Below are 24,410 nucleotides of genomic sequence, written 5' to 3'. Positions count from 1 at the left end.
GGAAAGCTACTCGCCCAGGGCGGCCCGCAGGGCGGCCCTGCGCTGTCGGTCGGTGCTGACCCGGTGAAGGTCGAACCCGCTCAGGGGCGGGCGGCGTTCGGCGGTCAGCGACTCACGCAGCCGGTCCACGACGGCGGCGGGGAGGCTGCCGCCGCCGAGGTCGCGCAGCAGGTCGATCGCCGTCCCGGGGTCACGGGCGGAGTCGACGGCCGCGAGCAGGGCCTCGGTCAGCTCCTCGCGGTCGACCACCCCTTCGGGCCCCACGGCCCCGGGGATGGCCAGCAGGGCGCGCGCGGCGGGCAGGAAGGTCTTCAGGGACTCCAGCAGCGGCGCGATCCGCTCGGCCAGGGGCGCGGCGCCCGCGCCCAGCCGGGAGGCCACGCCGACCGCCGACGCCCGGATCACGGGGTACTGGCTCTCCAGGCCCTGGGCCAGGACCGGGATCAGCTCGTCCGCCGCCGACTCGCCGGCGATCGCCCTGACGGCGGACGCGGCCGTCAGACAGTCGTCCAGGCCCCACTCCTCGCCGGGCACCAGCAGCTCCCGCAGTCGGGGCAGCAGCGGCTCGCCGGCCGGCCCGAGCCGCCCGGCCCGGTCCATCGCGTCGCGCTGACTGTAGAGGATGTCGTCGAGGCCGGGGCGGATCGCCTCGACCAACTGCGCGATGTCGCCGGTGAGCCGGTGCAGGGCCTCGGCGGCGGGCATGCGGTCGTAGACGGAGGCGTCCTCGGCTGCCTCGCGCAGCCGGTCCGCTGCCTCGGCAGCGGCCTCGGTGCCCGCCGCGGCGGCGGCCACCGCGTCCGGGGCGTACTGGCGCTCCTTGGGCAGCAGGGTGTACAGCTCCGGGAGGGCAGGGGCCGCCTGTGGTCCCCAGGACGCCAGCAGGGTGCACAGATACCAGGGCGCGCTGTAGTTCCGGCTGTCCGGATGGCGGATCAGGTCGCGGGCGGCGTCCAGGAGCCGGGGGTCGAAGGGCACCGACGGCTTGTCGTGGCGGCTCGAGGGCGAGATGCCGGCGGCGGTCTCCAGGGCCTCCTTGCGGTGCGGCAGATCGCGGGCGAGCAGCGGCACGGCCCTGGGGTCGCCCAGGTCGACGAGCGCCGCGAGGGCGTTGTCGGCCACTTCATCGGCGTCCTCGGCGTCGAACTCGTCCTCCGCCTCGGCGACCCGCTCGCCCGAGGCGTGGGTCAGCAGCGCGTCTGCGGCGGGGCGGCCCTCCTCGCCCAGGCGCCGCAGCTGCTCGATGGCCGTCCCGGCCACGACCAGGTCCTGATGCGTCACCAGGGACGCCAGGCGCGGGGCCAGCAGCGCCGGGGCGGCACGGAACTGGACGCACAGCGGCTCGATGGCGGCCAGCGCCCGGCGGCCGCGCGTACCGGCGCCGGGGCCCTCGGCTGCCAGGACGGCGTCCAGCAGACGGAGGGCCACGGGGAGCTCTCCGCGGTCGGCGAGCAGCTGGAGCAGCAGCTCGAAGGACTGGTCGTCGGGGTCGGTGTCCTTCCAGTCGACGGAGTCCATGTCGAACCACCGCTCGACCGGCTCGGCCTCGCTGCCCTGCCGCGCCCAAGTGATGGCGGCGGCCTCCAGCTCGTCCGTCCAGGAGGCCCCGTCGCGCACCAGGTTGAGGGCGGCCACCAGCCGGATCTCGGGGTCCCGGTCGGGGCCGAGCTCGCCCGCGGCGATCTCCGCCGCGACGTCCGGGCCGGCGATGCGGCAGGCCGACAGCAGGGCGGAGCACAGCGCGGGATCGGACTCCTCCGCCCAGCGGGCCCGTATCGCCTCTGCGGTCTCGGGGGACCGGCCGGAGCGCAGGACGATGCGGATCAGCCAGCGCTTGATGTCCTGGTCGTCGTGCGCGAGGAGGGGCAGCAGCAGCGGCACCTGCGCGGCGACGGCGGCCGTGAGTTCGTCCTGGTCGTTGCGGGGCTGGTCCTCGCCGCGTGCGACGCTGTGCAGGAGCTCGAGCAGCGCCTCCTGGTGGATCCCGGCCGCGCAGGCCCGGGCCAGGTACGGGACGACCTGCGCGGTCGCGGGGTAGGCGGGGACGCGGGAGCGCAGCGCCCCCCAGAAGGACCCGAGCGCGTCCTCGCGGACATTCTCGTCGTCCGCCGAGACCAGGGAGCGCAGCGTCCCGGCGGGGTCGGCGGCGGTGCCGCGGGAGAAGCCGATGGCGGGCCAGACCTCGTCGTCCAGCCCGGCGAGGATCGTTTCCGGTGCGTGCTGTGCCGTCATGCCTGCGATCTTGGCATGTCCGGAGGCCCGGTCCGACCGGGCCTCCGGACCGGGGCCTCAGCCGGTCTGGACGATCGGCTCCTGAAGCTCGGTCACCCACTGGGCGCGGTCATCGGGGCAGTGGAGGGAGACTTCGCGCGGGTATCCCGCCGAGCGGTAGCCGTTGGCGTCGATCCACCGCCCCAGCGCCTGGGCGGTGGGCACCACGTCGTCCATGGGGCCCCGGTGCACGACGGTGGCGGCGCGCTCGACGCCGGGCAGTTGGACGATCCGGACCTCCTCCCCCGCGCTCACCTGGGCGCCGACCGGAAACCCGGCGTGCACGGTGATCGCCCCGCCGCCCTCCGGCGCGTCCTCGTAGTAGGCGAGCCCGGGGCCCGTGGGAGTCACCCCCGCGGCGTCCAGCAGAGCGCACAGCCGGCCGAACAGCGGGCCGACGGCGGGGCCGATCTCCCCCGGCTCGAAGCTCGCCGCGGTGGCGGTCAGCTCGGCCAGGCGGAGCGGCGGCAGGCTCTTGATCACAATGTCTTCGGTGGGCATGCGTCCCTCGTTCTCAATGGTCCGGAGCCTCGCCTCCACCTGGGCCAGCCGGGCCGCCGCCTCCGCGACGGCCGATTCCAGCTCCATGCGGCGCAGCCGCAGCATCCCGCGCAGCTCCTCGGTGCCGATGTCGTCGTCGAGGAGCGCTTTGACCTGCTGGAGTGTGAAGCCCAGGTCCTTGAGCGCGATGACGCGGTTGAGCCGGGCGAGCTGCCCGGCTTCGTAGTGGCGGTACCCGCTGGCCGGGTCGGTGTGGACGGGGCGCAGCAGCCCGATGGCGTCGTAGTGACGCAACATGCGGACCGACACCCGTCCGTGCTTGGCGAACTCTCCGATGCTGAACATGACGCCTTCCAGTCCAGGGCCTCACACGGTGAGAGGGTCAAGCGTACGGAGGCGGAGGTTCCGTCGGCTCTCCGCGGAAGGGCGTCGGAAAGGCGTCGGCGCCCGGCCGTGGCCGGGCGCCGACGTCACCGCGTCACCGTGTCCCTGGGGCGTCAGTTGCCGCCGGTGACCTTGACGTAGTCGACCACCAGCTGCTGCGGGAAGGTGGTCGAGCCGTCCGGGTCGCCGGGCCAGTAGCCGCCGACCGCGAGGTTGAGGATGAGGTAGAAGGAGTGGTCGAACACCCAGCGGTTGCCGTTCAGATCGGCCGGGGTGCGGGTCTGGTAGACATTGCCGTCCACGGACCAGGTGATCTTGTTGGGCGACCAGTCGACCGCGAAGGTGTGGAAGCCGTCGGCGAACTTCTGCCCGTTCGGCAGGGTGTAGCCGGCGCCTATGCCGCCCGAGCCGGAGTAGCCGGGGCCGTGGATGGTGCCGTGCACGGTGCTGGGCTCGTAGCCGACGTTCTCCATGACGTCGATCTCGCCGCAGTTGGGCCATCCGGCGCTGCCGATGTCACTGCCGAGCATCCAGAAGGCCGGCCACATGCCCTGCCCCCGGGGCACCTTGATGCGGGCCTCGACATGGCCGTATGTGGAGGTGAAGGTGCGTGCGGTGGAGAGCCGGGCGGAGGTGTACTCGCACCGGCCGTACCAGCAGTTGTAGTTGGCCGGGTTCTCCTTGCGGGCGGTGATCACCAGGTTGCCCTGACCGTCGAGCGCGGCGTTCTTGGTGCCGTCCGTGTAGTACTGGCGCTCGTGGTTGTTGACGTTGTCGCCCGTCTCGTAGCCCCATTTGGAGCCGTCGACGGCGCCGCCCGCCGGCCCGTCGAAGTTGTCGGTGAAGGTGGCGGCGACGGCCGCCGGGCGGGCCTCGGCGGCGGGGGCCGGCCAGGGGGCGGCCGCGAGGGCGGCCGCCGTGAGCAGGCCGGTCATGGCGATGCGCAGGGTTTTCCTCATGAAGCGATGGCCTTCCTGTGTGGGGGGCGGGCGCGTGCGGTGGCCCGTCGGGAAGGGTGCGCGGTGAGGACATCATGCCGAGCCTTGTTCAAGGCATGTCAATAGTCTGGACCATTCGCTTCAAAGAATTCGAGACGTTACGGCGTCCGCGACGCCTCACACGGACAGAAGTCGAACGAACAGGGGCGGGCAGACCCCGGGCCTTCGGCTCACTCGGCCACGCCGAACAGCGCGAGCAGATCCCGCCGCCCGGACATGCGCGCCGCCTCGACCGCCGAGGGTGAGCCCGCCCGCGGATCGGCGCCATGGGCGAGCAGCACCCGGAGCACCTCCTCCTCACCTTTGGACGCGGCGCCCGCGATCGGCGTCTGGCCGCGCCCGCTGGGGCGGTTGGGGTCGGCGCCGCGGCGCAACAGGGCGGAGACGGTCGCGGCGTGCCCGTGGCAGGCCGCGAGCATGAGGAGCGAGTCCCCCTTGTCGTTGGTCAGGTTGGCCGGGACACCCGCGTCCACATAGGCGGCGAGCGTGTCGGTGTCACCGCGCCGGGCCAGGTCGAAGACCTTGGCGGCGAGCTGCAGCACCTCCGGGTCGTGGGCCGGCTCGGCCTCGCGGTTCTGGTCGCTCATGACGCCTCGCCTCCGGCTTCACAGGACGCCGACCGCGTCCAGACCAGTGAATACACCGATAATCCACCCATTTGCACCTTTTGCCGAGTGGGTACCTGAAGTAATCCTGGAAGTACTCATGGTGACCGTCCCCCATCAGCCAGGAGACCGTGATGATCCTGTCCATTTCCGGCGTCCTACTGCTCGGTGTCGTCGTCTTCGTGTTCTTCCGCAAGGACGGCCTCAAGGCGACGCACGCCGTCATCTGCGCCCTTTTCGGCTTCTACCTCGCGAGCACCGCGATCGCCCCGAGCATCAAGGCCGGCGGCACCAGCCTGGCCAACCTGCTGGGCGGGATCAAGTTCTGACGTGCGCAGGCAACCGCTCCCCCGAGTCCTCACCGGCGGCGGCCCGCTCGCCCGGGCCCGGGCCCGCGTCCGCGCCGGCGGGCTCGGGCTCGGCCAGGGCCGGGGATTTCCCCTGCTCACCGGCGCCGCCCGGGTCCGCGGGTTCGCCCGGGCCGCCGGTGACGGCGCCGCCGATGTGCTGCACCCGCTGATCGCGCTCTGCCGCGGGCTGCGCGCCTTGGCCGCCGGCGGCCGGCGCAGATGGGCGCAGACCCCGAAGGAGCGCCGCGGGCCCGCGCTCTTTCTTTCGGCCACCTGCGTGCTGGGCATCGCCCTCCTGCCGTACGGCCCGACGCTGTCGGCCGTGGGCCTGATGGGGGCGGCGTTCTGGGCCGGGCGGAAGGGCCCGGTGCGGGATCAGGGGCCCGGCGAGGCCGGCCAGGAGCGTCTGCGGATCCTGTACGAGGCCCTGGTGCCGTACTTCTCGGCGCCCGAGGACCCCAGCCCGCTGTACGCGCACGGCGGGGACTGGGCCGGCGCCTTCGACTCCTTCGAGTTCGACGAGAACGGCCGGCCGACCCGGCTGAGGCTGCGCTACCCCGCGTACTTCGCCGACGGCGACGCGGAGGCCCGCGCCCGCGTCGAGCAGCTGCTGTACGCCAAGTCGGGGCGCGGCCGGGAGTACTTCTTCGAGTGGGACGAGGAGGCCAACCACCTGACGCTGACCGTGCTGCCCGCCCTGTCCACCGCGATCGGCGCACAGCGCTTCGTGACCACGCCAGGCGAGACCGTGCTCGGCTTCACCGACGCCTCCTCGGTGCAGCGCACGCTGCCCGTCACGGAGTCGGCCGACGACCCGGCGGACGAGGTCCGCCGGGACGCCCCGCCGGTGGTGTGGCGCACCGGGCCGCGGTCGACCGAGCCGCATCTGCTGGCGCTCGGCGCGCCCGGGAGCGGCACCACGACCCTGCTGCGATCCCTCGCGCTCCAGGCGCTGTGCCACGGTCAGGTGCTGGTGGTCGACGGCAGCGGCACCAGCGAGTACGCGTTCCTGGGCGGCCGGGCCGGGGTGCTGGGCATCGAGTGCGGGCTCGCCGGGACGCTGGCCACGCTGGAGTGGGCGGCGCACGAGACGGAGCGGCGGCTGATCGCGGCGAACCGCGCCCGCCAGCTGGGCCACCCGCCGCCGCGGGACATCCTCCGCCCGCTGTGGCTGATCCTCGACCGGCCGACCGTGCTCAGCCATCTCGCCGCGGCCGAGGGCCGCCGCGATCCGCAGGAGCTGCTCCAGGTGCCGCTGCGGCACGGGCGGGCGGCCCAGGTGCGGGTGGTGGTGGCCGACCACCTCGACGTCGCGGACGCGCTCGACGAGGCCGTGCGGACCCACACCCGGGCCCGGGTCGTGCTGGGGCCCGCCTCCGCCGAGCAGATCCGCGCCGTGCTCGGCGCGCCGCCGCACACCACGCCGACGCCCGAGGTGCCCCCGGGCCGCGGCTACGCACGGCTCGGCGCGGGCCCGGTGCACCGGCTCCAGGTGCCGGCCACCCCCGATCCGTACGACGAGGCGACGACCGAGGAGCAGCGGCAGACGGTGCTCGGGCTGCTGCCGGAACCGGAGGCGCCGCAGGAGGCCGCGCCCCAGGCCCCACCGGAGGCATCAGAACGGGTCGAGGCGCCGGGGCGGGTCGACATGGCGAAGGCGAAGGCGATCCGGCCCGCCGGCGAGCGTGCGGACGGCGAGGAGCCGCTGCCGGTTCAGGCCACGTAGCCGCGCGGGACCTGGGACTCGACCACGGCGCCGCTCGTGACCAGGTCCACCGCGGCCGCGAGGCGGGCGGCCGCCTTCTCCGCGACCGCGCCGCCGACCGTGAACGGAAGCCGCACATACCCCTCGAAGGCGCCGTCGACCCCGAAGCGGGGCCCGGAGGGGACCCGCACCCCGAGCCGCTCGCCCGCCTCCGCGATGCGCGACCCGGACAGCCCGCCGGTGCGGACCCACAGCGTGAGCCCGCCATGCGGCACCGCGAACTCCCAGTCGGGCAGGTGGCGCCGGACGGCGGCGACGAGCGCGTCGCGGTTCTCCCGCGCCTGCGCGCGGCGCAGCTCGGTCGCCTCGTCCCAGCCGCCGGTGGCCAGCAGCCAGCCCACGGCGAGCTGTTCGACGACCGGGGTGCCCATGTCCGCGTAGGCGCGGGCGGCGACCAGTCTGCGGATGACGTCGGGGGCGGCGCGCACCCAGCCGATGCGCAGCCCGCCCCAGAAGGACTTGCTCGCCGAGCCGACGGTGACCACGGTGCTGCCGCCGGGGTCGAACGCGGAGACCGGCCGGGGCGGCTCCACCTCGTCGTCCAGGTGCAGCTCGGCCATGGTCTCGTCGACGACGAGCACGGTCCCGGCCGAGCGCGCCGCGTCCACGAGCTGCCGGCGCTGCTCGTCGGTGGCCAGCGCGCCGATGGGGTTGTGGAAGTCGGCGACGACATAGGCCATGCTCGGCGCGGCCTCGCGCAGCGTCTGCCGCCAGGCCGCCAGGTCCCAGCCCGCGAGCCCGGGGGCCATGGCCACGGGGACCAGCCGGGTGCCGGCCTCGCGCAGGAGCTGGAGGATGTTCGCGTACGAGGGCGACTCGACGGCGACCCGCTCGCCGTGGCGGACGACCAGCCGGCAGATGGCGGCCACGGCGCCCATGGCCCCGGTGGTCACCATGATCTGCTCGGGCATGGTCGGTATGCCGCGGGCGGTGTAGCGGTCCGCGATCGCCTGACGGAGCGCGGGCAGCCCGGCGGGGTAGTCGCCGTGGGTGAGGGCGTACGGCGGGAGCTCCTCCAGGGCGCCGCGCATGGCACGGGTCAGCCAGGGCTCGGGGGCGGGCAGGGCCGCACAGCCCAGGTCGATCACGGAGCGCGCGAGCTCCGGCGGCAGCGGGTCGAGACCGCGGGTGGGCAGCGGGCTCCCGGCGGGCATCGCGGTCCAGCTGCCGGATCCGCGCCGGGACTCCAGAAAGCCCTCGTGGCGCAGCGCCTCGTAGGCGGCGGCCACGGTGGTCCGGCTGACCCCCAGGGCCGTCGCCAGCTCGCGCTCGGCGGGCAGCCGCGCCGCGACCGGGACCCGGCCCTCGAGCACGAGCAGCCGTACGCGGTCGGCGAGGGAGCGGTAGGCGGGCACGCGCCGGCCGCCGGTCACCGAGACGACGGCCGCGGCCTCGGCGTCGCGGGTGTGCTCCGGCCCGAGCAGACGGGCCAGCTGGGGTGCTCCCACCGCGGATGTCCACGGACTCATCAGCTGCGGTCCACCTTTCAGGAATTGGCCATTGAACTGGCCTGGTACCGGGCTACAGAGTGACATGCGACAGTCCACTGCCTCCACCGGCCAGGCCACTTCAGCTCCAAGGAGCAATTTTTGTCCGCTTTGTTCGGGTCGCCGCGGCCCTCCAAGTCCTCGACAGTCCCCTCCCCCGGCCGCCGGCTCACCCGTCGCCTGGTCCACCTCTACGCCGGACTCGTGCTGTACGGCGTGAGCATGGCGCTCCAGCTGCGCGCCGCGCTGGGACTCGACCCCTGGGACGTGTTCCACCAGGGCATCACCGAGCGCACCCCGCTGTCCTTCGGCACGGTGACCATCGTGGTCGGCGCCGCCGTGCTGCTGCTGTGGATTCCGCTGCGGCAGCGCCCCGGCCTTGGCACGGTGTCCAATGTGGTGGTGATCGGCCTGGTGGTGGATCTCACACTGTGGCTGATTCCGGAGCTTCACGCCCTGGCGCTGAGGATCCCCCTGCTGGTGTTCTCCGTGGTGCTCAACGGCGTCGCGACCGGCCTCTACATCTCGGCGCGCTTCGGGCCCGGCCCGCGGGACGGACTGATGACCGGGCTGCACCGGCGCACCGGCCGCTCGGTGCGGCTGGTGCGGACCGCGATCGAGGTGACGGTGCTGGCGGTGGGGTTCGCGCTGGGCGGATCCGTGGGGGTCGGCACCGTGGTGTACGCGCTGTCCATAGGGCCGCTCGCGCAGTATTTCCTGCGGTTCTTCGCGCTTCCCTCGCCCGAAGGCGAGCAGTCACCGGTCGTCGCGCAGGGCGAAACAGGAACAACGCAGACAACACCGACAACACAGAATCCGATTCATGACCGGATTTAGCCCTCGCGGGTGCGGAGGGGTAGTGTACGCCCTCGGCCCACAAGGCGGACCGTTACTGCGCGCTAAAGCACTAGAAACGCTGGGTGACATCTGCTGCCAGATGTGACAAACCGGGCGCCTGTGGGTAGAACAACGGGGCGGCACGACGGGCGACGCATGTCCCAGCACGGGAATCTTCACCGCCGACCGGACGTTGACCGGATGACGACGACAGCGACACCTGTCCTGTGGGCGACAAGCCCGGGAGGCACGATTCATGAGTGAGCGAGCTCTTCGCGGCACGCGACTCGTGGTGACCAGCTACGAGACCGACCGCGGCATCGATCTGGCCCCGCGCCAGGCGGTGGAGTACGCATGCCAGAACGGACATCGATTCGAGATGCCGTTCTCGGTGGAGGCGGAGATCCCGCCGGAGTGGGAGTGCAAGGCCTGTGGCGCCGTGGCACTCCTGGTGGATGGCGACGGTCCTGAGGAGAAGAAGGGCAAGCCCGCGCGCACACACTGGGACATGCTCATGGAGCGGCGCACACGCGAGGAGCTCGAGGAGGTGCTGGCCGAGCGGCTGGCCGTGCTGCGATCGGGCGCCATGAACATCGCCGTGCATCCGCGCGACACCCGTAAGTCTGCTTGATCACAAGGCAGTACCGACAAACAACAGCAGCGACAACATCAAGGGCCGGGGCCACTGCCGAGCAGTGGCCCCGGCCCTTGTCGACCCCTCAGGGGCCCGGTGGGCCCTGCGCGGCCGACCGGGACCGGCCGGCCGGTCAGTCCCTGCTCGCCGAGTGCGGGTCCTCGTCGTCCCGTATGACCTCGCCCTGGATGACCTTGCCCTCGGGGCGGCGCATCCGGTCCTGCCCGAAGCCGCCGCCCATCGGCCCCGGGACATAACCGACCCGGCGGCTGAGCATCGCCTCCGCGCGCTTGCGCAGCAGCGCGCGCGTGGGCGGGAACAGACACACCAGCGCGGCCACGTCCGAGATCAGGCCCGGCATCATCAGCAGCAGCCCGCCGAGCATCGTGAAGCTGCTGCCCCCCGAACCCGCCGCCGGATCCTGCGGCGCGGCGCCCGGCTGCATGGACCGCGAGAGGTTCTGCCAGGCCCGGCGGCCGGCGCGCTTGATCACGGCCGCCCCGACCACCACACCGGCGAGCAACAGCAGAAACACCGTGAACCCGCCGGCGGCCTCCGCCACCACGGTCAGCAGCCAGATCTCGAGCACCAGCCAGGCCGCGATCCCCAGCGGCAGGAAGGTGCGGGTGCGCGAACGCTTGGGGCGGGTCGGGTCGGTCTGTGGCGACGGGCCGGTCATCATGCTCCCAGTGTGCCCGGCCCGGCCGCGAAGCCGGGCCCCGGGGCCGAAGATCTCTGCGGAATCCGTCGCGGACCGCCCGGCTACGAGGGGTCGCGCCCCAGCAGCTTGTTCGCCCGCGAGCTCACGCCCCAGGTGGCGACCCGCCAGAACGCCTCGGTGACGATGTCACGGCTCATCTTGCTGTCGCCCCGCTCCCGTTCGACGAACGTCACCGGGACCTCGATGACATGGAAGCCCGCCTTGACCGCGCGCCAGGCCATGTCGATCTGGAAGCAGTAGCCCTGGGAGGCGACGGCGTCCATGCCGAGGCCCTCCAGGGTCTCCTTGCGGAAGGCGCGGAAGCCCGCCGTCACATCGCGGATCGGCACATCCAGCAGGATCCGGGAGTAGGTGCTGGCGCCGCGCGAGAGGTACTCCCGCCGCTTGGGCCAGTTGACGATGCGGCCTCCCGGCACCCAGCGCGAACCGATCACCAGGTCGGCGCCCTTGAGCGCGGTCAGCAGCCGAGGCAGCTCCTCCGGCTGGTGCGAGCCGTCGGCGTCCATCTCGACCAGCACGCCGTAGTCGTGCTCGATGCCCCAGCGGAACCCGGCCAGATAGGCGGCGCCCAGGCCCTCCTTGCCCTGGCGGTGCAGCACATGGACGTGCTCGTCCTCGACCGCGATCTCGTCCGCGACCTTGCCGGTGCCGTCCGGGCTGTTGTCGTCGGCGACGAGCACATGCGCCTCGGGCACGGATTCCCGTACACGGGCGACGATCGGCCTGATGTTCTCCGCCTCGTTATAGGTCGGAATGATCACCAGAACCTTGCCGAGCGGACCGTACTTCCGCCGCCCGCCGCCGTCGGTCACGGCGTCGTCCTTCTGACCGCTCCGCCCGCGAGGCGAATCCGCGGCGTCCGAGGTCTGGCGCGGCTCGTCGGCCTCGCGTGCGTCGCTCACGGCACCGTCTTGTTCGCTTCTCCGCCCGCGAGGCGAATCTGCGGCGTCCGAGGTCTGGCGCGGCTCGTCGGCCTCGCGTGCGTCGCTCACGGCGCCATCTTGTTCGCTTCTCCGCCCGCGAGGCGAATCTGCGGCGTCCGAGGTCTGGCGCGGCTCGTCGGCCTCGCGTGCGTCGCTCACGGTTCTACTGCCCTTTCTCGTCCGTACGTCCCCGACGGCCGATCATGATCGCAGCCGCGCAGGAGAGAACGCCCACCATAGCGAGCACCCACTCGGGGGTCGCACCGACGCGGTCGGCGACAGTGGTGCCATCGCGCAGCGGGATGCGCGCGGTGAGCACGTCTTGTGTGAATTCTTTCGTCCGCTGCTCGATCGTGCCATCGGGGGCGACGACCGCGCTGATGCCGCTGGTGGCCGCGGTGACCACCGCGCGGCCGTGCTCGATGGCCCGCAGCCGGGACATGGCCAGCTGCTGTTCGGGCTGGCCGGTCCGGCCGTACGTGGCGTTGTTGGTCTGCACGACGATCATGCGGGCGCCCGCGTTGACCGTGTCACGGACGATCCCGTCGTACGCGACCTCGAAGCAGATCACATCGCCCAGCCGGGCCGGGCCGACCTTCAGCACCCCGGTGTGGTCACCGGGGTAGAAGTCGCGCGGGACCCGCTTGAAGCGGGTGATGACCTTGGACAGCTGCTCGCGGAACGGGACGTACTCGCCGAAGGGCACCGGGTGCTGCTTGGTGTACGAGGCGCCGGGGCCGCTCCTGGGGTCCCAGACGATGCCCTGGTTCAGCACATACCCCGGCTTGGTGGGGTGGTCGACCAGGGCGCCGACGAGGACGGGCACATTGATGGCCTTCACCGCCTCGTCGATCCGGGCGTACGCCTCCCGATACTCGAAGGGGTCGAGATCGGAGGCGTTTTCCGGCCAGATCACCAGGTCCGGCTTTTTGATCCGGCCCGCCTTGACGTCCTTGGCCAGATCGAGAGTGGCGTCGACATGGTTGTTGAGGATCTTCATGGGGCGGCCCAGGAAGTCCATGCCGGGCTGCTGCACATTGCCCTGGACAATCGCGATGTCCACGGAGTCGTCGGCGGCGGTGGGGATCGGCACCGCGAACCCGGCCACCGTCACGGCCGCGGCCACCGCGACCGACCCGCCGGCCACCAGCGCGGCGCGCGGCCGCGGGGCGCCGCCGCGCAGGGCGTACAGGGCCAGGGCCGCGGCGGCCAGCAGCGTGCCCGTCAGGGCCACGGCAAAGCTGACCAGCGGCGCCCCGCCGAGCGCGGCGAGCGGGGTGTAGGGCGACCCGGTGTTGGCGAAGGCCAGCCGGCCCCAGGTGAAGCCGCCGAAGGGCACCCGTCCGCGGGCCCACTCCTCGGCGATCCACAGACAGGCCGCCCACAGGGGCCGCAGCCAGGGCAGCGGGAGCCGGGAGATCAGGGCGAGCCCCGCGCCCAGCGGGAGGAAGTAGAGCGCCTGAAGGACCGAGAGGCCGACCGTGGCGTCCCAGCCGACCACGTGCAGCCACTTGAGCAGGAGCACGAAGAACGGCAGCGCCATGGCGAAGCCCGTCCAGGCGCCCTGGCGGGCCGTACGGCCGTGGGTGAGCAGGCTCAGGGCGGCCACGGAGACCACGGACAGCGGCCACAGCCCGTACGGCGGGAAGGCGAGGCCGAGGGCGAGCCCGCACACGGCCGCGACGGCGCTGCGGGGCGCCTCGCGGCGGGCGAGCCGGGCCAGCCGACGCACCCGGCCGGGGCGGCCCTCTTCAGGACCGCTCGCTTCAGGACGGCTCGCTTCAGGACGGCCGCGCTCGGGGCGTGCCGTGGCCCGGGCCTCGGCATCGCGCGCCGGGACCCCGGAGGTGCCCGCGGGAGCCGCGGCGGCGGTCTCCGGCTGCTCCCCCGGTCGGTCCTCGGCCGCGCCCCCGGGGCCGGCCTCGGCGTTGGTTTCGGTACCCGAATGCACGTGCTGCCTTCCTGCAAATCGTGCTGTGGTGAGGTGACCGTATAACGCGGGGCTCGAAGATGTGTCCTGAGGTCCGGAACGCTCAGGCGGGCAGCGCGGTTCCCGCGGGCGTCATGAACGCGCCACCCGGGCGCAAGGAAGACGCCAGGAGGCTGTAAGGGGTGCGGATTCGGGGCCCGGCGCCCTTCGGGCCGGCCTGGGACCCGCTGGCTGCGAGTCGACCGAGAGCCGTTGTCTACTGAGCGTCCGGGCCCCTCCCGGGTCGCACCTGCCGACCCGGTGGTCCCTCCCTCGCCCCCGTGCGCTGGACCTGGCTCCCAGCGGCGGCGCCCGGTCCGGCGCGCCACCCCATGGCCCAGCGGCGTTCGACGACTGCGTGGAGATTCCCCGGTCGGACGTCCTGTGGTGGACTCGGCCGAACCTACCGGCCGCCGACCACACCCTGTCAACACCGGCACGACCTGCGTTGTTTCCTCAAATGAGCAGGTCAGTACGGACGGTGTTCAACCCCCGCGACAAGCCGCGGGGGCATCGTTCGGCGGTACGGCGCGGCCGTCCGTCACTCGTCCGGGCGGAGGTACACGGTGCGCCCGGCGACCACCGTACGCACGCAGACGGGGAGTTGGCCGCCGGGTGTGAGGTCGGGCAGCCCGGGGGTCCCGGAGCGCGGGTCGGTCGACCAGTCGGCGACCCGCGTGTCGGGCACCTGTACGACAAGCTCACCGGTGCGCCAGACCGCGTAGTCGGCGGGCGCGCCGGGCACCAGGACGCCCGCGTCGTCCCGCCCGAGCGCCCGCCAGCCGCCGCGCGTGTGCGCGGTGAACGCGGCACGGGCGGAGACCCGGTGCTCGGGGGTGCGGTGGAAGGCGGCGGCGCGGACGGTGCCCCAGGGGTCGAGCGGGGTGACCGGGCTGTCGGAGCCGAGCGCCAGGGGCACGCCGGCGCGCAGCAGCGCGGCGAAGGGGTTGAGGGTGCGGGCCCGCTCGGCGCCGAGCCGCTGCGCGTACATGCCCGCCTCGCCGCCCCAGACGGCGTCGAAGGCGGGCTGGACGGACGCGGTGAGGCCGAGCTCGGCGAAGGCGGCGATGGTGGCGGGGGTGAGCATCTCGGCGTGCTCGACGCGGTGCCGGGCGGCGCGTACGCGGGCGAGGCCGACCTTGTCGGCGGCCGCCCGTACCCCCTCCACGACGGTGGTCACGGCGGCGTCGCCGATGGCGTGGAAGCCGGCCTGGAGCCCGGCCTCGGTGCAGGCGACGACATGGGCGGCGACGGCGGCCGCGTCCAGGTGGGCGGTGCCGGTGTGTGCCGCGTCGGCGTACGGCTCGTGCAGATGCGCGGTGTGCGAGCCGAGCGAGCCGTCGACGAAGAGGTCGCCCGCCGCGCCGAGGGCGCCGAGGTCGCGCACCTTGTCCAGGTCGGCGGCGCTCGCGGCGGCCTCGGCCCAGTAGCCGAAGACGCGCGGGCCAGGCTCCTCGGCGGCCAGCCGCACCAGCCCGGCCAGGTCGTCCTCGCCGGAGATGTCGGGGCCCGCGCACTCGTGCACCGAGCCGATGCCGAGGGAGGCGGCGCGGGCCAGGGCGGCGCGCTGGGCGTCGGCGCGCTGCCGGGCGGTCACCCCGGCGCGGGAGGCGGCGCGCACGGCGTGGTGGGCGGCGCCGGTCAGCGGGGCGGCAGCGTCGTCGACGGCGTGGTAGCCGGCCAGCCCGGAGACGCCGGGGACCAGGTCGAGCAGGGCGGTGGTGACGACGGCGGAGTGCACGTCGATACGGGTGAGGTAGAGCGGCCGGCCGCCGGCGGCCTCGTCGAGCTCGGCGCGCGTCGGGGGCCGCCCCTCGGGCCAGCCGCTGGCGTCCCAGCCGTGGCCGAGGAGGATCCGGTCGTCGGGGTGGGCCCGGGCGTGGGCGCGGACGCGGTCGAGCGCGTCCGCGAGCGTGCGGGCGCCCGCGAGGTCGAGGCCGGTGAGGGCCAGGCCGGTGGCGGTGGTGTGCACATGCGCGTCGGTGAACGCCGGGGTGACCAGCGCCCCCTCGAGGTGGATCACCTCGTCGACGCCGTCGGCGAAGCCGTCCGCCGCGCCCTCCGAGCCGACCCAGGCCACGGTCCCCCGCTCGACCACCATGGCGGTGGCGAACGGGTCGGCGGGGCTGTGGACGTCGCCGCCGCGCAGCAGCACGGTGCGGCCTTCGGCCTGGGCGGGGGTGGGGTCGTTCACGGCGGGCTGCCTCGCGGGGTCGGTTCGGTCGGTCGTGCGGTACGCCCCTCAAGTCTCGCCCTTCGCAGGGGCCGCCCCGCACCAGGGTCGGTCTTCGCGCCACGGGTTCGCGCGCGGTTCAGCGGTTCAGCGGTTCACCGGTTCAGCGGTTCACACGCGGGGCGGGCGCGCCTCGTAGGGCGTGGACAGCACGACGGTGGTCCGGGTGGAGACCCCGGACAGCGAGCGGATCCGGCTGAGCAGGTTCTCCAGCTCCAGGGGTGTGGCGACGCGCACCTTGAGGATGTAGTTCTCGTCGCCCGCCACGCTGTGGCACGCCTCGATCTCGGGCACGTCGGCGAGCCGTTCGGCGATGTCGTCGGGCGCGCTGGGGTCGAAGGGTTTGACGGAGATGAACGCGGTGATCGGCAGACCGACGGCCTCGGGGTCCACCACGGCCGCGTAGCCGCGGATCACCCCCCGCTGTTCGAGCCGCCGGACGCGCTGATGCACCGCGGATGTCGACAGGCCGGTGGCCTTGCCCAAGTCGGTGTAGCTCATCCGCCCGTCCTTGACGAGCAGTTCCACGATCTGTCTGTCCAGCTCCTCCACAGCCGATCACCTTAGCCCCTCCGGCAGGAGCGCCCGCGGCGTCGCGGACCGATCGCTCTCTCCCCCGGCTACCGCCGGGAGGTGCCCCCTACTGCCGGAGGGTCTTATGTGGTCGCGGGCGGTGCGGCCCGGTCGGCATATTCAGCGGACATAAGCCCATGTTCGCAGCATCTGCACCGGGCATGTGACGAACACCACATACATTCGCCGGGGTCCCAGGGAGTGCCGCGATTACCCGCGTAGTGCGGCGGGAAATGCTTGCTGTGGTCGAGGCCGACGCGCCCGACCAGGCCGAGGCCGACGTGCCCGGCCAGCCCACCCGAGGGGGAAACTCATGCCCTATTTGGAGCGCCTCGAAGAAGGCGACATCGATATGGACGAGACCTACGAGATCTTCCGGGTTATTTGCCCGGACTGCGCTCGCCCGATCGCCCTGTTGGCGGACGAGGACGTGCTCCCGGAGCACGCGCTGTGCCCGTCCCCGTGGAACCCGTTCGGACTCACCGTGTGCCCCGGCACGGGGCGGGGGGTGGCTGACGCCTCCGCCGCCGACGCTTCGCTGGACGCGTCGGAGCAGGACGCGGCGCTGCTGCTGACACTCCCGGAGACCCTGGACTGGCGGATGCAGCCGTTCTCGCACATCGGCGGCCCCGGGTCGCAGCCGATCCGGATGCCGGGCCTGCGCCGCCGCCGGCCGTCGTCCCGGGTCTGAGGCCCGCGGTTCACCCCTGAGCCGTGTCCGCGAAGTCCCGCCGCTCGCTCTGAGGGGGCCCGGCACGCCGCGCCCCCCACTGACAAGAGCATTCGCCATGGGCTCGGGATCGATCACCTCACCGCGCCGTCACCGGCGCCGCTTCAGCGACCCTCGGGACCCGCGAGATGGCGGGCGACGACCACGCGCTGGATCTGGTTGGTGCCCTCCACGATCTGGAGCACTTTGGCCTCCCGCATGTAGCGCTCGACCGGGAAGTCCGCGGTGTAGCCGTAGCCGCCCAGCAGTTGGACGGCGTCCGTGGTGACCTTCATGGCGGTGTCGGTGCAGAACAGCTTGGCCATCGCCGCCTGCTTGGAGAAGGGCCTGCCCGCGTCGCGCAGCCGCGCGGCCGCGAGGTAGAGGGCGCGCCCGGCCTCGATCTGGGTGGCCATGTCGGCGAGCATGAAACGCAGCCCCTGGAAGTCGGCCACGGGCCGGCCGAACTGCTGCCGCTGCGTGGCGTAGGCGAGCGCCTCGTCCAGCGCCGCCTGGGCGACGCCGGTCGCGCACGCCGCGATGCCGAGGCGGCCCGCGTCGAGGGCGGAGAGGGCGATGGCGAAGCCCTGGCCCTCGTCGCCGACGCGGCGGGCGTCGGGCACCTGGACGCCTTCGAGGTGGATCTGGGCGGTGGGCGAGCCCTTCATACCCATCTTGCGCTCGGGCGCGGCGGCGGAGAGCCCGGGGGCGTCGCCGGGGACGAGAAACGCGGTGATGCCGCGGGTGCGGTCGGAACCGGTGCGGGCCATGACGGTGTAGAAGTCGGCGATGCCGCCATGGGTGATCCAGGCCTTGGTGCCGGTCAGGGTCCAGGTGTCGCCCTCGCGCACGGCGCGGGTGGTGAGCGCGGCCGCGTCGGAGCCGGAGGAGGGCTCGGACAGGCAGTACGCGCCCAGCAGGCCGCCGCCCAGCATCGCGGGCAGATGCTCGGCGATCTGCTCCTTGGCGCCGTAGTGGGCGAGCGCGTGGCAGGCGAGGGTGTGCACGCTGACGCCGAGGCCGACGGTGAGCCGGGCCGCGGCCAGCTCCTCCAGGACCTGGAGATAGACCTCGTACGGCTGCTCGCCGCCGCCGAACTCCTCGGGGTACACCAGCCCCAGCAGCCCGGACCGCGACAACAGGGTGAACAGCTCGCGCGGGAAGCGCCCGGCGGCCTCCTCTTCGGCGGCCTGCGGCCTGATCTCCCGCTCGATCACCTCGCGAACCAGCGCGATCAGGTCGCGGGCTTCGTCGGTGGGCAGCTCACGCTCCACCGGCTGCGGTCCGTGGTCGGTCATGGCGGCGCTCTCCTCTCCCTCTTCCGTCCCCTGTCGGGGGCTGCTGCGGCGGCGGGGCGCCGGGGGTGAGGGCGGCGCCGCCGGGGGTGCTGCCGGGCGGTCAGGGCCGCTCCCGTCGGGTCTCGAACGGGGCGTGACCTGCGCCGTGGCGGTTGGAGTATGCCCGATCGAGGGCCCCGCGTCACCGATGGATGGATCTTCAACGAAGTTCCTCGGGCGGCGAGCGTATTGGTCCAAACCATTGACCGCACTGGTCTAGTCCTTCTACGGTGTGCCCACCGTGCCCTACGCGTTCATGTCAAGTCATGGGCAGGTCGTCCGGACAGCACCTTTTCCCCTCACCCCCACGGAGGAGAATCCATGCGCAGACCTCGCGGACTTCGCGGACTGCTCGCCGCCCTCGCGGCACTGTGTACGGCGGTACTGACCGCCACGATGCTCGCCGGCCCGGCCGCCGCCGGCGAGCCCCTCACGAAGGCCGGGACGAAGGCCGCGAAGGCCGACGCGAAGGTCGCTGCGGGCAACAAGGTGATCGGCTACTTCACCGAATGGGGCATCTACCAGCGCAACTACCACGTCAAGAACATCGAGACCTCCGGCTCCGCCGCCAAGCTCACCCACATCAACTACGCCTTCGGCAATGTCACCGGCGGCAAGTGCGCCATCGGCGACGCGTATGCCGACTACGACAAGGCGTACGACGCGGGGAGCAGCGTCGACGGCGTCGCCGACACCTGGGACGCGGGCGCGCTGCGCGGCAACTTCAACCAGCTGCGCAAGCTCAAGAAGCTGCACCCGAACCTGAAGGTGCTCTGGTCCTTCGGCGGCTGGACCTGGTCGTCCGGGTTCGCCGAGGCCGCCAGGAACCCCGCCGCCTTCGCCCAGTCCTGCTACGACCTGGTCGAGGACCCGCGCTGGGCCGATGTCTTCGACGGGATCGACATCGACTGGGAGTACCCCAACGCATGCGGCAACACCTGTGACACCAGCGGCAAGGACGCCTTCAAGAACCTGATGGCCGCGCTGCGCGCCAAGTTCGGCGGCAACAACCTGGTGACGGCCGCCATCACCGCGGACGCCTCCTCCGGCGGCAAGATAGAGGCCGCCGACTACGCCGGCGCCGCGCAGTACGTCGACTGGTACAACCCGATGACCTACGACTTCTTCGGCGCGTGGGCGGCCCAGGGCCCGACCGCCCCGCACTCGCCCCTCACCTCCTACAGCGGCATCCCGCAGCAGGGCTTCAACAGCGACGCCGCGATCACCAAGCTCAAGGGCCTCGGCATCCCGGCCTCGAAGCTGCTGCTCGGCATCGGCTTCTACGGACGCGGCTGGACCGGCGTCTCCCAGTCCGCCCCGGGCGGGACGGCCACGGGCGCGGCACCCGGCACCTACGAGGCGGGCATCGAGGACTACAAGGTGCTCAAGAACTCGTGCCCGGCCACCGGCACGGTCGGCGGGACCGCGTACGCGCACTGCGGCAGCCAGTGGTGGAGCTATGACACCCCCGCCACCATCGCCGGGAAGATGTCCTACAAGAACCAGCAGGGCCTGGGCGGCACCTTCTTCTGGGAGCTCAGCGGCGACACGTCGAACGGTGAGCTGATCAAGGCCATCAGCTGACCTTCACCGCCCGACCCACCGGCCGACACCGCTCGGCACCGGTCGGCCGGCGCTCCCGGCGGGGAGCGAGAGGTGGGGGGCCGGATATGTCCGGTCCTCCACCTCTATGGCTATTTTGCGGCGCATCGTGCGAACCTGGACACCGTTCCAAATCTGGAGGCGGAGGTTCCGGTGCCCTGGCGGGAGCGCATACGCGCGCATTCGAGCCGTATCTTCCCCTTGCTGCTGGTCTATCTGGCGCTGGTCGTCCTCATCGACTCCATCACCCCCCGCTCGTTCCGGCTGGACATCTTCGCCGGGCTGGCCCCCCTCATCGCCGCCGCCGTCTGCACCTACGGCCAGACGCTGGTGCTCGGCCTGCTCGACCTCGCCGTCATGATCGTCACCCACGGCGTCATCCCGGACACCATGGTCACCATCAACCGCGTCGCCTCCATCCTCGGCAACATCATCATGGTCGGCGCGAGCATCGCCGTCGCCCGGCTGCTGCGGGACCGCGAAGAGCTGCTGACGCAGGTCCGCGCCACCGGAGAGGCGGCACAGCGCGCCCTGCTGCGCGAGCTTCCGCTGCACAGCGGTGATGTGGTCGTGGACGGCTTCTACGTCTCCTCACAGCGGGGCGCCCTGGTGGGCGGCGACATCTACGAGGTCGTCGACACCCCTTACGGGCCCCGGGTGCTGATCGGCGATGTGCAGGGCAAGGGGCTGCGCACGCTCGGGGCGGGGGCGGCGGTGCTGACCGCGTTCCGGGAGGCCGCGTATCACGTGCGGAGTCTGAGCGGCGGGGTGGCCGCCATGGAGGTGGGGCTGCGGCGCTACAACTCCGCGCACGAGCGGGAGCGGAACGGAACCGAGGAGGAACGGTTTGTGACGGCCCTGGTGTTCGGAATCGAGCTGCCGGACCCCGCACCCGCCCCGGACGCCCCCGCCCACACCCCGGACCCCGTGGACGACGTACGGCTGGTGCTGATCGACTGCGGGCACGTCCAGCCGTATCTGCTCCACGCCGACGGCACGGTCCGCGAGCTGGACTCCGAGGAGCCCGGCCTGCCGCTCGGCCTCGGCGACCTGACCGGCACGCCGCGCCCGGTCCAGCGGATCCCCATCCAGCCCGACACCCGGGTGTTCGCCTGCACGGACGGGGTGACCGAGGCGCGCTGCTCCGCCGGGGACTTCTACCCCCTGGCCGACCGCCTCAGCGGCTGGGCCTCGCTGCCCACCCCGGAGCTGCTGGAGCGGCTGAGAAAGGACCTGGACGTCCATACGAAGGGGCGGTTCCAGGACGACGCGGCAGTGATCGTCCTGGAACACGCCCCCGCACCGCCCGGCTAGCCGCAGCCCACCGGTTCGGGTGCGATGGCGGCGCGCTCGGCCGTCGCCAGTTGCTCGATCAGCGCCTCGCGGGCGCGGGCCACGCGGGACCGGACCGTGCCCACGGGGCAGCCGACAACGAGCGCTGCCTCGGCGTAGGGCAGGCCCAGCAGCTGGGTGAGGACGAACGCCTCGCGCCGCTCGTACGGCAGCAGGGCGAGCAGCTGGGACAGCGCCACCGACTCGTCGAAGCCGGTGTGCGGCTGCGCCCGGCACTGGGCCCGCTCGGCCGCCGTCTGCCAGTCGTCGGTGTCCGACAGCCGCGGCCTGGCCGCGTTGCGGCGCAGCCGGTCCACGACCGCTCGGCGGGCGATCGACAGCAGCCAGGTACGCGCCGAGGATCTGCCCTCGAAGCGGGGCAGCCCGCGCAGCGCGCGCAGATAGGTCTCCTGTACGAGGTCGTCGGCCGAGTGCGGGTCGTCGCTCAGCCGGTGGACGTAGCGCCACACATCGCGCCGGGTGGCGCGCACGAAGCGGTCCACGGCCTCGAGGTCGCCGCCGCGGGCGGCGAGCGCCCAGGCCGTCAGGGTCTCGTCGTCGCGGTCAGGCATCGCCGTACCCCGCGCCATCGGGGACCATGAAGGGGTGGTCTGTGCTCAGTTCCGGGTCGCCGTGTCGGCCCGTGTCGACGGCGAGGCGCCGCCGCCGGAGGTCCCCGACGCGGTGCTCGACGCCCATCTGCTGGAGTGCCCGGAGTGCCGCCGCTGGGGTGAGCGGGCGCGGCGGCTGCGGGAGCTCGCGGCCCGTCTCGACGGCGCGTGAACGCCGGGATACGGAGAGGACGGAGAGGGCAGACAGGGGGGCCGGGCGCCGCCGTGGGGCGGCGTCCGGGGTGCGGGCAGGGGTCATCGCCTGCGGTCCTTCCTGAAGTCCGGGCGGCCCGAGGGCCGTCCGGTGACGTGGTGGGCCTGAGGGGGCCGCCGTCCGTCAGCGGACGGCGGCCCCGGGCGGCGGACCACGGGTGGCGATGACATGGGCGAGCAGCAGCCGTCGCAGCCGCTGGGAGCCGCCGCGGCGGGCGGCGCGGACGCGGGGCCGCGCGGGCACGCGGGGCGCGCCGTACAGCAGGGTCAGCAGGGGCGCGAACAGCCCGGCGGCCAGGGTGCGCACCAGCCGGAACGCGGCCTGTTCGCCGCCGGAGAGCCACATGCCGCACAGCAGGGCGGCCACCAGGTGCGCGGACCACATGCCGAGCGCGCCGTATCCCTGGCCTCCGGGCAGGGGCGCCGAGGCCATGGCCTCGTGGGCGTGGGCCATGGGGTGGGCGTGCCCGGACATCGGCATGGACATGGGCGCGTCCGTCGGCGCCGCGCCGTACGGTGCCCCCGCCCCCGCCCCGGGCAGGGCGCCCTGCGCGAGGCCGAACGCGACGTGGAGCGCGGTCTGCGCGCCCACGGTCGCGGCGACCACCGCCAGCGGTCCGCGCTCGCGCCCCGCCAGACACCAGGTCGCCCCGCCGACGAGCGGCACGGCGGCCCCGATCACCCACCACGGGACCGCGGCCCCGGACATCAGCGCGTGCCCGAGCGCCGCGAGCAGCACACAGACCGCTGCGAACACCGCGGCTCGCAGCGCCCGCAGTACGTGGCCCGCTTCCATGACGCGCTCATGCTCCCATTCGCGCACCGCCCGGCGCCGCCAGGGGCGCGGAAGTTGAGCAAGTTGCGCATGGACCGGCTCCGTCCCGGCTCTTGCGGGTCGGCGTGCGCGCGGGAGAGTGTGAGGAACCCGACCGTCCGTGAGCCCCTCCGCGACCTCGAGGGAGGACACCTGTGGTCAACCCCTGGCTGGCGATGGCGTCGGGCGCGGATCCGGCGGAGCGCGTCCGCGCGGTGTGCCGCGCCCATGAGGAGTTTCTGACCGAGGGGGCGGTCTCGCCGGCCGTCCGCCCTGTGGTGGCGGACTCCTGGCGGCGTTCGGCCAGTGCGCGGGTGGCCCAGGACGGCCTGGCGCCGATCGATCTGGCGGACGCCGAGTTGGAGGCGTACCGCGCGGACCACCCGCTGGCCCGGGTGATGCCGCTGTTCCGCGAGCTGCTGGGCACCTTCGCCCATGACGGCGCGCATCTGCTGGCGGTCTGCGACGAGCAGGGCCGGATGCTGTGGGTGGAGGGGCACGCGGGCGTACGGCATCAGGCCGAGCGGATGAACTTCGTGGCCGGGGCGCGCTGGGACGAGCGGCACGCGGGCACCAACGCGCCGGGCACGGCGCTCACCGTCGACCACGCGGTGCAGATCTTCGCGGCCGAGCACTACCACCGCGCGGTGCAGCCCTGGACCTGTGCGGCCGCCCCGGTGCACGACCCGCACACCGGGCGGCTGTTGGGCGCGGTGGACATCACCGGCGGCGACCATCTGGCGGCCCCGCACAGCCTGGCCCTGGTCCAGGCGACCGCGCGGGCCGCCGAGGGCCGGCTGGCGGCCGAGGCGCCGCGCCCGTCGGGCCCGCGGGTGCGGCTGACGGCGCTGGGGCGGGACGAGGCGCTGCTGGTGACCGACGGGCGGCGGCTGCGGCTGGGGCCGCGGCACAGCGAGATCATGGTGCTGCTGGCCGCCCACCCGGAGGGCCTGAGCGGCGACCGGCTGGCCCTGGAGCTGTACGGGGACCAGGCCGACCGGCGCTCCCCGGTGACCCTGCGCGCGGAGCTGTCGCGGCTGCGCCGCCTGGTGGGGTCGCTGCTGGGCTCGCGCCCCTACCGGCTGTGCGCGCCCGTGCGGGCCGATGTGGCGGCCGTGGCGGAGGAGTTGGCGGCCGGTAACACGCATGCGGCGGTGCGCGCGTACGCGGGGCCGCTGCTGCCGCTGTCGGAGGCGCCCGGGGTGTGCCGGATGCGCCGGATCGTGGAGGACGATGTCCGCCGCGCCGTGTTGGCCTGCGGCGACCCGGAGTTGCTGCGGTGGTGGACCAGGGCGCCGTGGGGCGAGGACGACCTGGAGGCGGGCGAGGCCCTGCTGGCGGCCCTTCCGGCGCACGCTCCGGGCCGGGCGTCGCTGCTGCCCCGGGTGCGGCGGCTGCGCGCGGCGTACGGGCTCGATCCCGGCGTGCGCCCCGGCGCAACGTCCGCGCAACGTACCGGCCTCTAGCGTCGCCGCCGACGTACTCCTGACGAATGACGTACACCTGACGAATACTGTCGTAAACGACAAACACGGGAGGGC

General features: G+C 73.3%; 22 protein-coding genes. 9 read left to right on the top strand and 13 right to left on the bottom strand.

The annotated features are described in order from the left end of the window. Positions 1-6 precede the first annotated feature (6 nt). The 4 genes from ACZ4WQ_RS34060 to ACZ4WQ_RS34045 form a co-directional block, all read right to left on the bottom strand. The gene (locus ACZ4WQ_RS34060) at positions 7-2,232 is read right to left on the bottom strand and encodes a hypothetical protein (protein ID WP_398375514.1); all 2,226 of its coding nucleotides are present in this window, start codon (positions 2,230-2,232) and stop codon (positions 7-9) included. 57 nt (positions 2,233-2,289) lie between these two features. After that, positions 2,290-3,117, bottom strand: coding sequence for a MerR family transcriptional regulator (locus ACZ4WQ_RS34055; RefSeq protein WP_385346395.1), 828 nt, complete (start codon positions 3,115-3,117; stop codon positions 2,290-2,292). Between the two features lie 152 nt (positions 3,118-3,269). Further along, the gene (locus ACZ4WQ_RS34050; RefSeq protein ID WP_358847484.1) at positions 3,270-4,115 is read right to left on the bottom strand and encodes a glycoside hydrolase family 16 protein; all 846 of its coding nucleotides are present in this window, start codon (positions 4,113-4,115) and stop codon (positions 3,270-3,272) included. A 209-nt stretch (positions 4,116-4,324) separates the two neighbouring features. Beyond that, positions 4,325-4,741 (bottom strand): ankyrin repeat domain-containing protein, encoded by a 417-nt coding sequence (locus tag ACZ4WQ_RS34045; protein WP_398375512.1) that lies wholly within the window; start codon positions 4,739-4,741, stop codon positions 4,325-4,327. Positions 4,742-4,893: 152 nt separating this feature from the next. On the opposite strand from ACZ4WQ_RS34045, the gene ACZ4WQ_RS34040 reads away from it, so the two are divergent. Both ACZ4WQ_RS34040 and ACZ4WQ_RS34035 read left to right on the top strand, forming a co-directional pair. Further along, positions 4,894-5,088, top strand: a complete 195-nt coding sequence (locus ACZ4WQ_RS34040) for a hypothetical protein (protein ID WP_311725888.1) — start codon at positions 4,894-4,896, stop codon at positions 5,086-5,088. A gap of 1 nt (position 5,089) precedes the next feature. After that, positions 5,090-6,835 (top strand): hypothetical protein, encoded by a 1,746-nt coding sequence (locus ACZ4WQ_RS34035; protein WP_398375511.1) that lies wholly within the window; start codon positions 5,090-5,092, stop codon positions 6,833-6,835. Here ACZ4WQ_RS34035 and ACZ4WQ_RS34030 read toward each other — a convergent pair. After that, on the bottom strand, positions 6,823-8,343 hold the full coding sequence (locus ACZ4WQ_RS34030) for an SCO1417 family PLP biosynthesis transcription factor (protein ID WP_385346400.1): 1,521 nt from the start codon (positions 8,341-8,343) through the stop codon (positions 6,823-6,825). The two genes, ACZ4WQ_RS34035 and ACZ4WQ_RS34030, sit on opposite strands and share 13 nt — an antisense overlap. Before the next feature lie 120 nt (positions 8,344-8,463). Between ACZ4WQ_RS34030 and yczE the strand changes: the two genes are divergently transcribed. Then, complete coding sequence (yczE, locus tag ACZ4WQ_RS34025; protein WP_468022684.1) at positions 8,464-9,198, top strand: membrane protein YczE; 735 nt, start codon at positions 8,464-8,466, stop codon at positions 9,196-9,198. 256 nt (positions 9,199-9,454) lie between these two features. Next, entirely contained in the window at positions 9,455-9,829 is a 375-nt protein-coding gene (locus ACZ4WQ_RS34020; RefSeq protein WP_065966324.1) for an RNA polymerase-binding protein RbpA, read from the top strand. A 136-nt stretch (positions 9,830-9,965) separates the two neighbouring features. Here the strand turns inward: ACZ4WQ_RS34020 and fxsA are convergent, their stop codons facing one another. The 5 genes from fxsA to ACZ4WQ_RS33995 all read right to left on the bottom strand — a co-directional run bounded on the left by fxsA (position 9,966) and on the right by ACZ4WQ_RS33995 (position 16,230). Then, positions 9,966-10,514 (bottom strand): FxsA family membrane protein, encoded by a 549-nt coding sequence (gene fxsA, locus ACZ4WQ_RS34015; RefSeq protein ID WP_358847482.1) that lies wholly within the window; start codon positions 10,512-10,514, stop codon positions 9,966-9,968. 80 nt (positions 10,515-10,594) lie between these two features. Next, entirely contained in the window at positions 10,595-11,365 is a 771-nt protein-coding gene (locus tag ACZ4WQ_RS34010; protein WP_352134926.1) for a polyprenol monophosphomannose synthase, read from the bottom strand. Positions 11,366-11,639: 274 nt separating this feature from the next. Next, positions 11,640-13,427 carry an apolipoprotein N-acyltransferase gene (gene lnt, locus ACZ4WQ_RS34005; RefSeq protein WP_398375509.1) on the bottom strand — a complete coding sequence of 596 codons (1,788 nt, stop codon included), beginning with the start codon at positions 13,425-13,427 and terminating at the stop codon, positions 11,640-11,642. 559 nt (positions 13,428-13,986) lie between these two features. Beyond that, complete coding sequence (locus tag ACZ4WQ_RS34000) at positions 13,987-15,639, bottom strand: amidohydrolase (RefSeq protein ID WP_311725884.1); 1,653 nt, start codon at positions 15,637-15,639, stop codon at positions 13,987-13,989. Between the two features lie 150 nt (positions 15,640-15,789). Then, positions 15,790-16,230, bottom strand: a complete 441-nt coding sequence (locus ACZ4WQ_RS33995) for an Lrp/AsnC family transcriptional regulator (protein WP_311725883.1) — start codon at positions 16,228-16,230, stop codon at positions 15,790-15,792. A gap of 334 nt (positions 16,231-16,564) precedes the next feature. On the opposite strand from ACZ4WQ_RS33995, the gene ACZ4WQ_RS33990 reads away from it, so the two are divergent. Next, entirely contained in the window at positions 16,565-16,942 is a 378-nt protein-coding gene (locus ACZ4WQ_RS33990) for a hypothetical protein (RefSeq protein WP_311725882.1), read from the top strand. Positions 16,943-17,085: 143 nt separating this feature from the next. On the opposite strand, the gene ACZ4WQ_RS33985 is transcribed toward ACZ4WQ_RS33990, so the two are convergent. Continuing rightward, positions 17,086-18,258 (bottom strand): acyl-CoA dehydrogenase family protein, encoded by a 1,173-nt coding sequence (locus ACZ4WQ_RS33985; protein WP_311725880.1) that lies wholly within the window; start codon positions 18,256-18,258, stop codon positions 17,086-17,088. 360 nt (positions 18,259-18,618) lie between these two features. Here ACZ4WQ_RS33985 and ACZ4WQ_RS33980 point away from each other — a divergent pair, with 360 nt between their 5' ends. Beyond that, positions 18,619-19,881: a glycoside hydrolase family 18 protein gene (locus ACZ4WQ_RS33980; protein WP_358847479.1), complete on the top strand. Its 1,263-nt coding sequence runs from the start codon at positions 18,619-18,621 to the stop codon at positions 19,879-19,881. Between the two features lie 171 nt (positions 19,882-20,052). Then, the gene (locus tag ACZ4WQ_RS33975; protein ID WP_398898384.1) at positions 20,053-21,213 is read left to right on the top strand and encodes a PP2C family protein-serine/threonine phosphatase; all 1,161 of its coding nucleotides are present in this window, start codon (positions 20,053-20,055) and stop codon (positions 21,211-21,213) included. Here ACZ4WQ_RS33975 and ACZ4WQ_RS33970 read toward each other — a convergent pair. Further along, positions 21,210-21,803 carry a sigma-70 family RNA polymerase sigma factor gene (locus tag ACZ4WQ_RS33970; RefSeq protein WP_311725877.1) on the bottom strand — a complete coding sequence of 198 codons (594 nt, stop codon included), beginning with the start codon at positions 21,801-21,803 and terminating at the stop codon, positions 21,210-21,212. The two genes, ACZ4WQ_RS33975 and ACZ4WQ_RS33970, sit on opposite strands and share 4 nt — an antisense overlap. Positions 21,804-21,837: 34 nt before the next feature. Here ACZ4WQ_RS33970 and ACZ4WQ_RS33965 point away from each other — a divergent pair, with 34 nt between their 5' ends. Next, on the top strand, positions 21,838-22,014 hold the full coding sequence (locus ACZ4WQ_RS33965) for a zf-HC2 domain-containing protein (RefSeq protein ID WP_311725876.1): 177 nt from the start codon (positions 21,838-21,840) through the stop codon (positions 22,012-22,014). Positions 22,015-22,179: 165 nt separating this feature from the next. Here the strand turns inward: ACZ4WQ_RS33965 and ACZ4WQ_RS33960 are convergent, their stop codons facing one another. After that, positions 22,180-22,851, bottom strand: coding sequence for a hypothetical protein (locus ACZ4WQ_RS33960; RefSeq protein WP_311725875.1), 672 nt, complete (start codon positions 22,849-22,851; stop codon positions 22,180-22,182). 173 nt (positions 22,852-23,024) lie between these two features. On the opposite strand from ACZ4WQ_RS33960, the gene ACZ4WQ_RS33955 reads away from it, so the two are divergent. Continuing rightward, entirely contained in the window at positions 23,025-24,335 is a 1,311-nt protein-coding gene (locus tag ACZ4WQ_RS33955) for a GAF domain-containing protein (protein WP_311725874.1), read from the top strand. Positions 24,336-24,410 lie beyond the last annotated feature (75 nt).

The organism is Streptomyces sp. NPDC028305, from assembly GCF_055569495.1.
The sequence above is the reverse complement of the archived record's forward strand: the minus strand, read 5'-3'. Positions and strand labels throughout refer to the sequence as shown.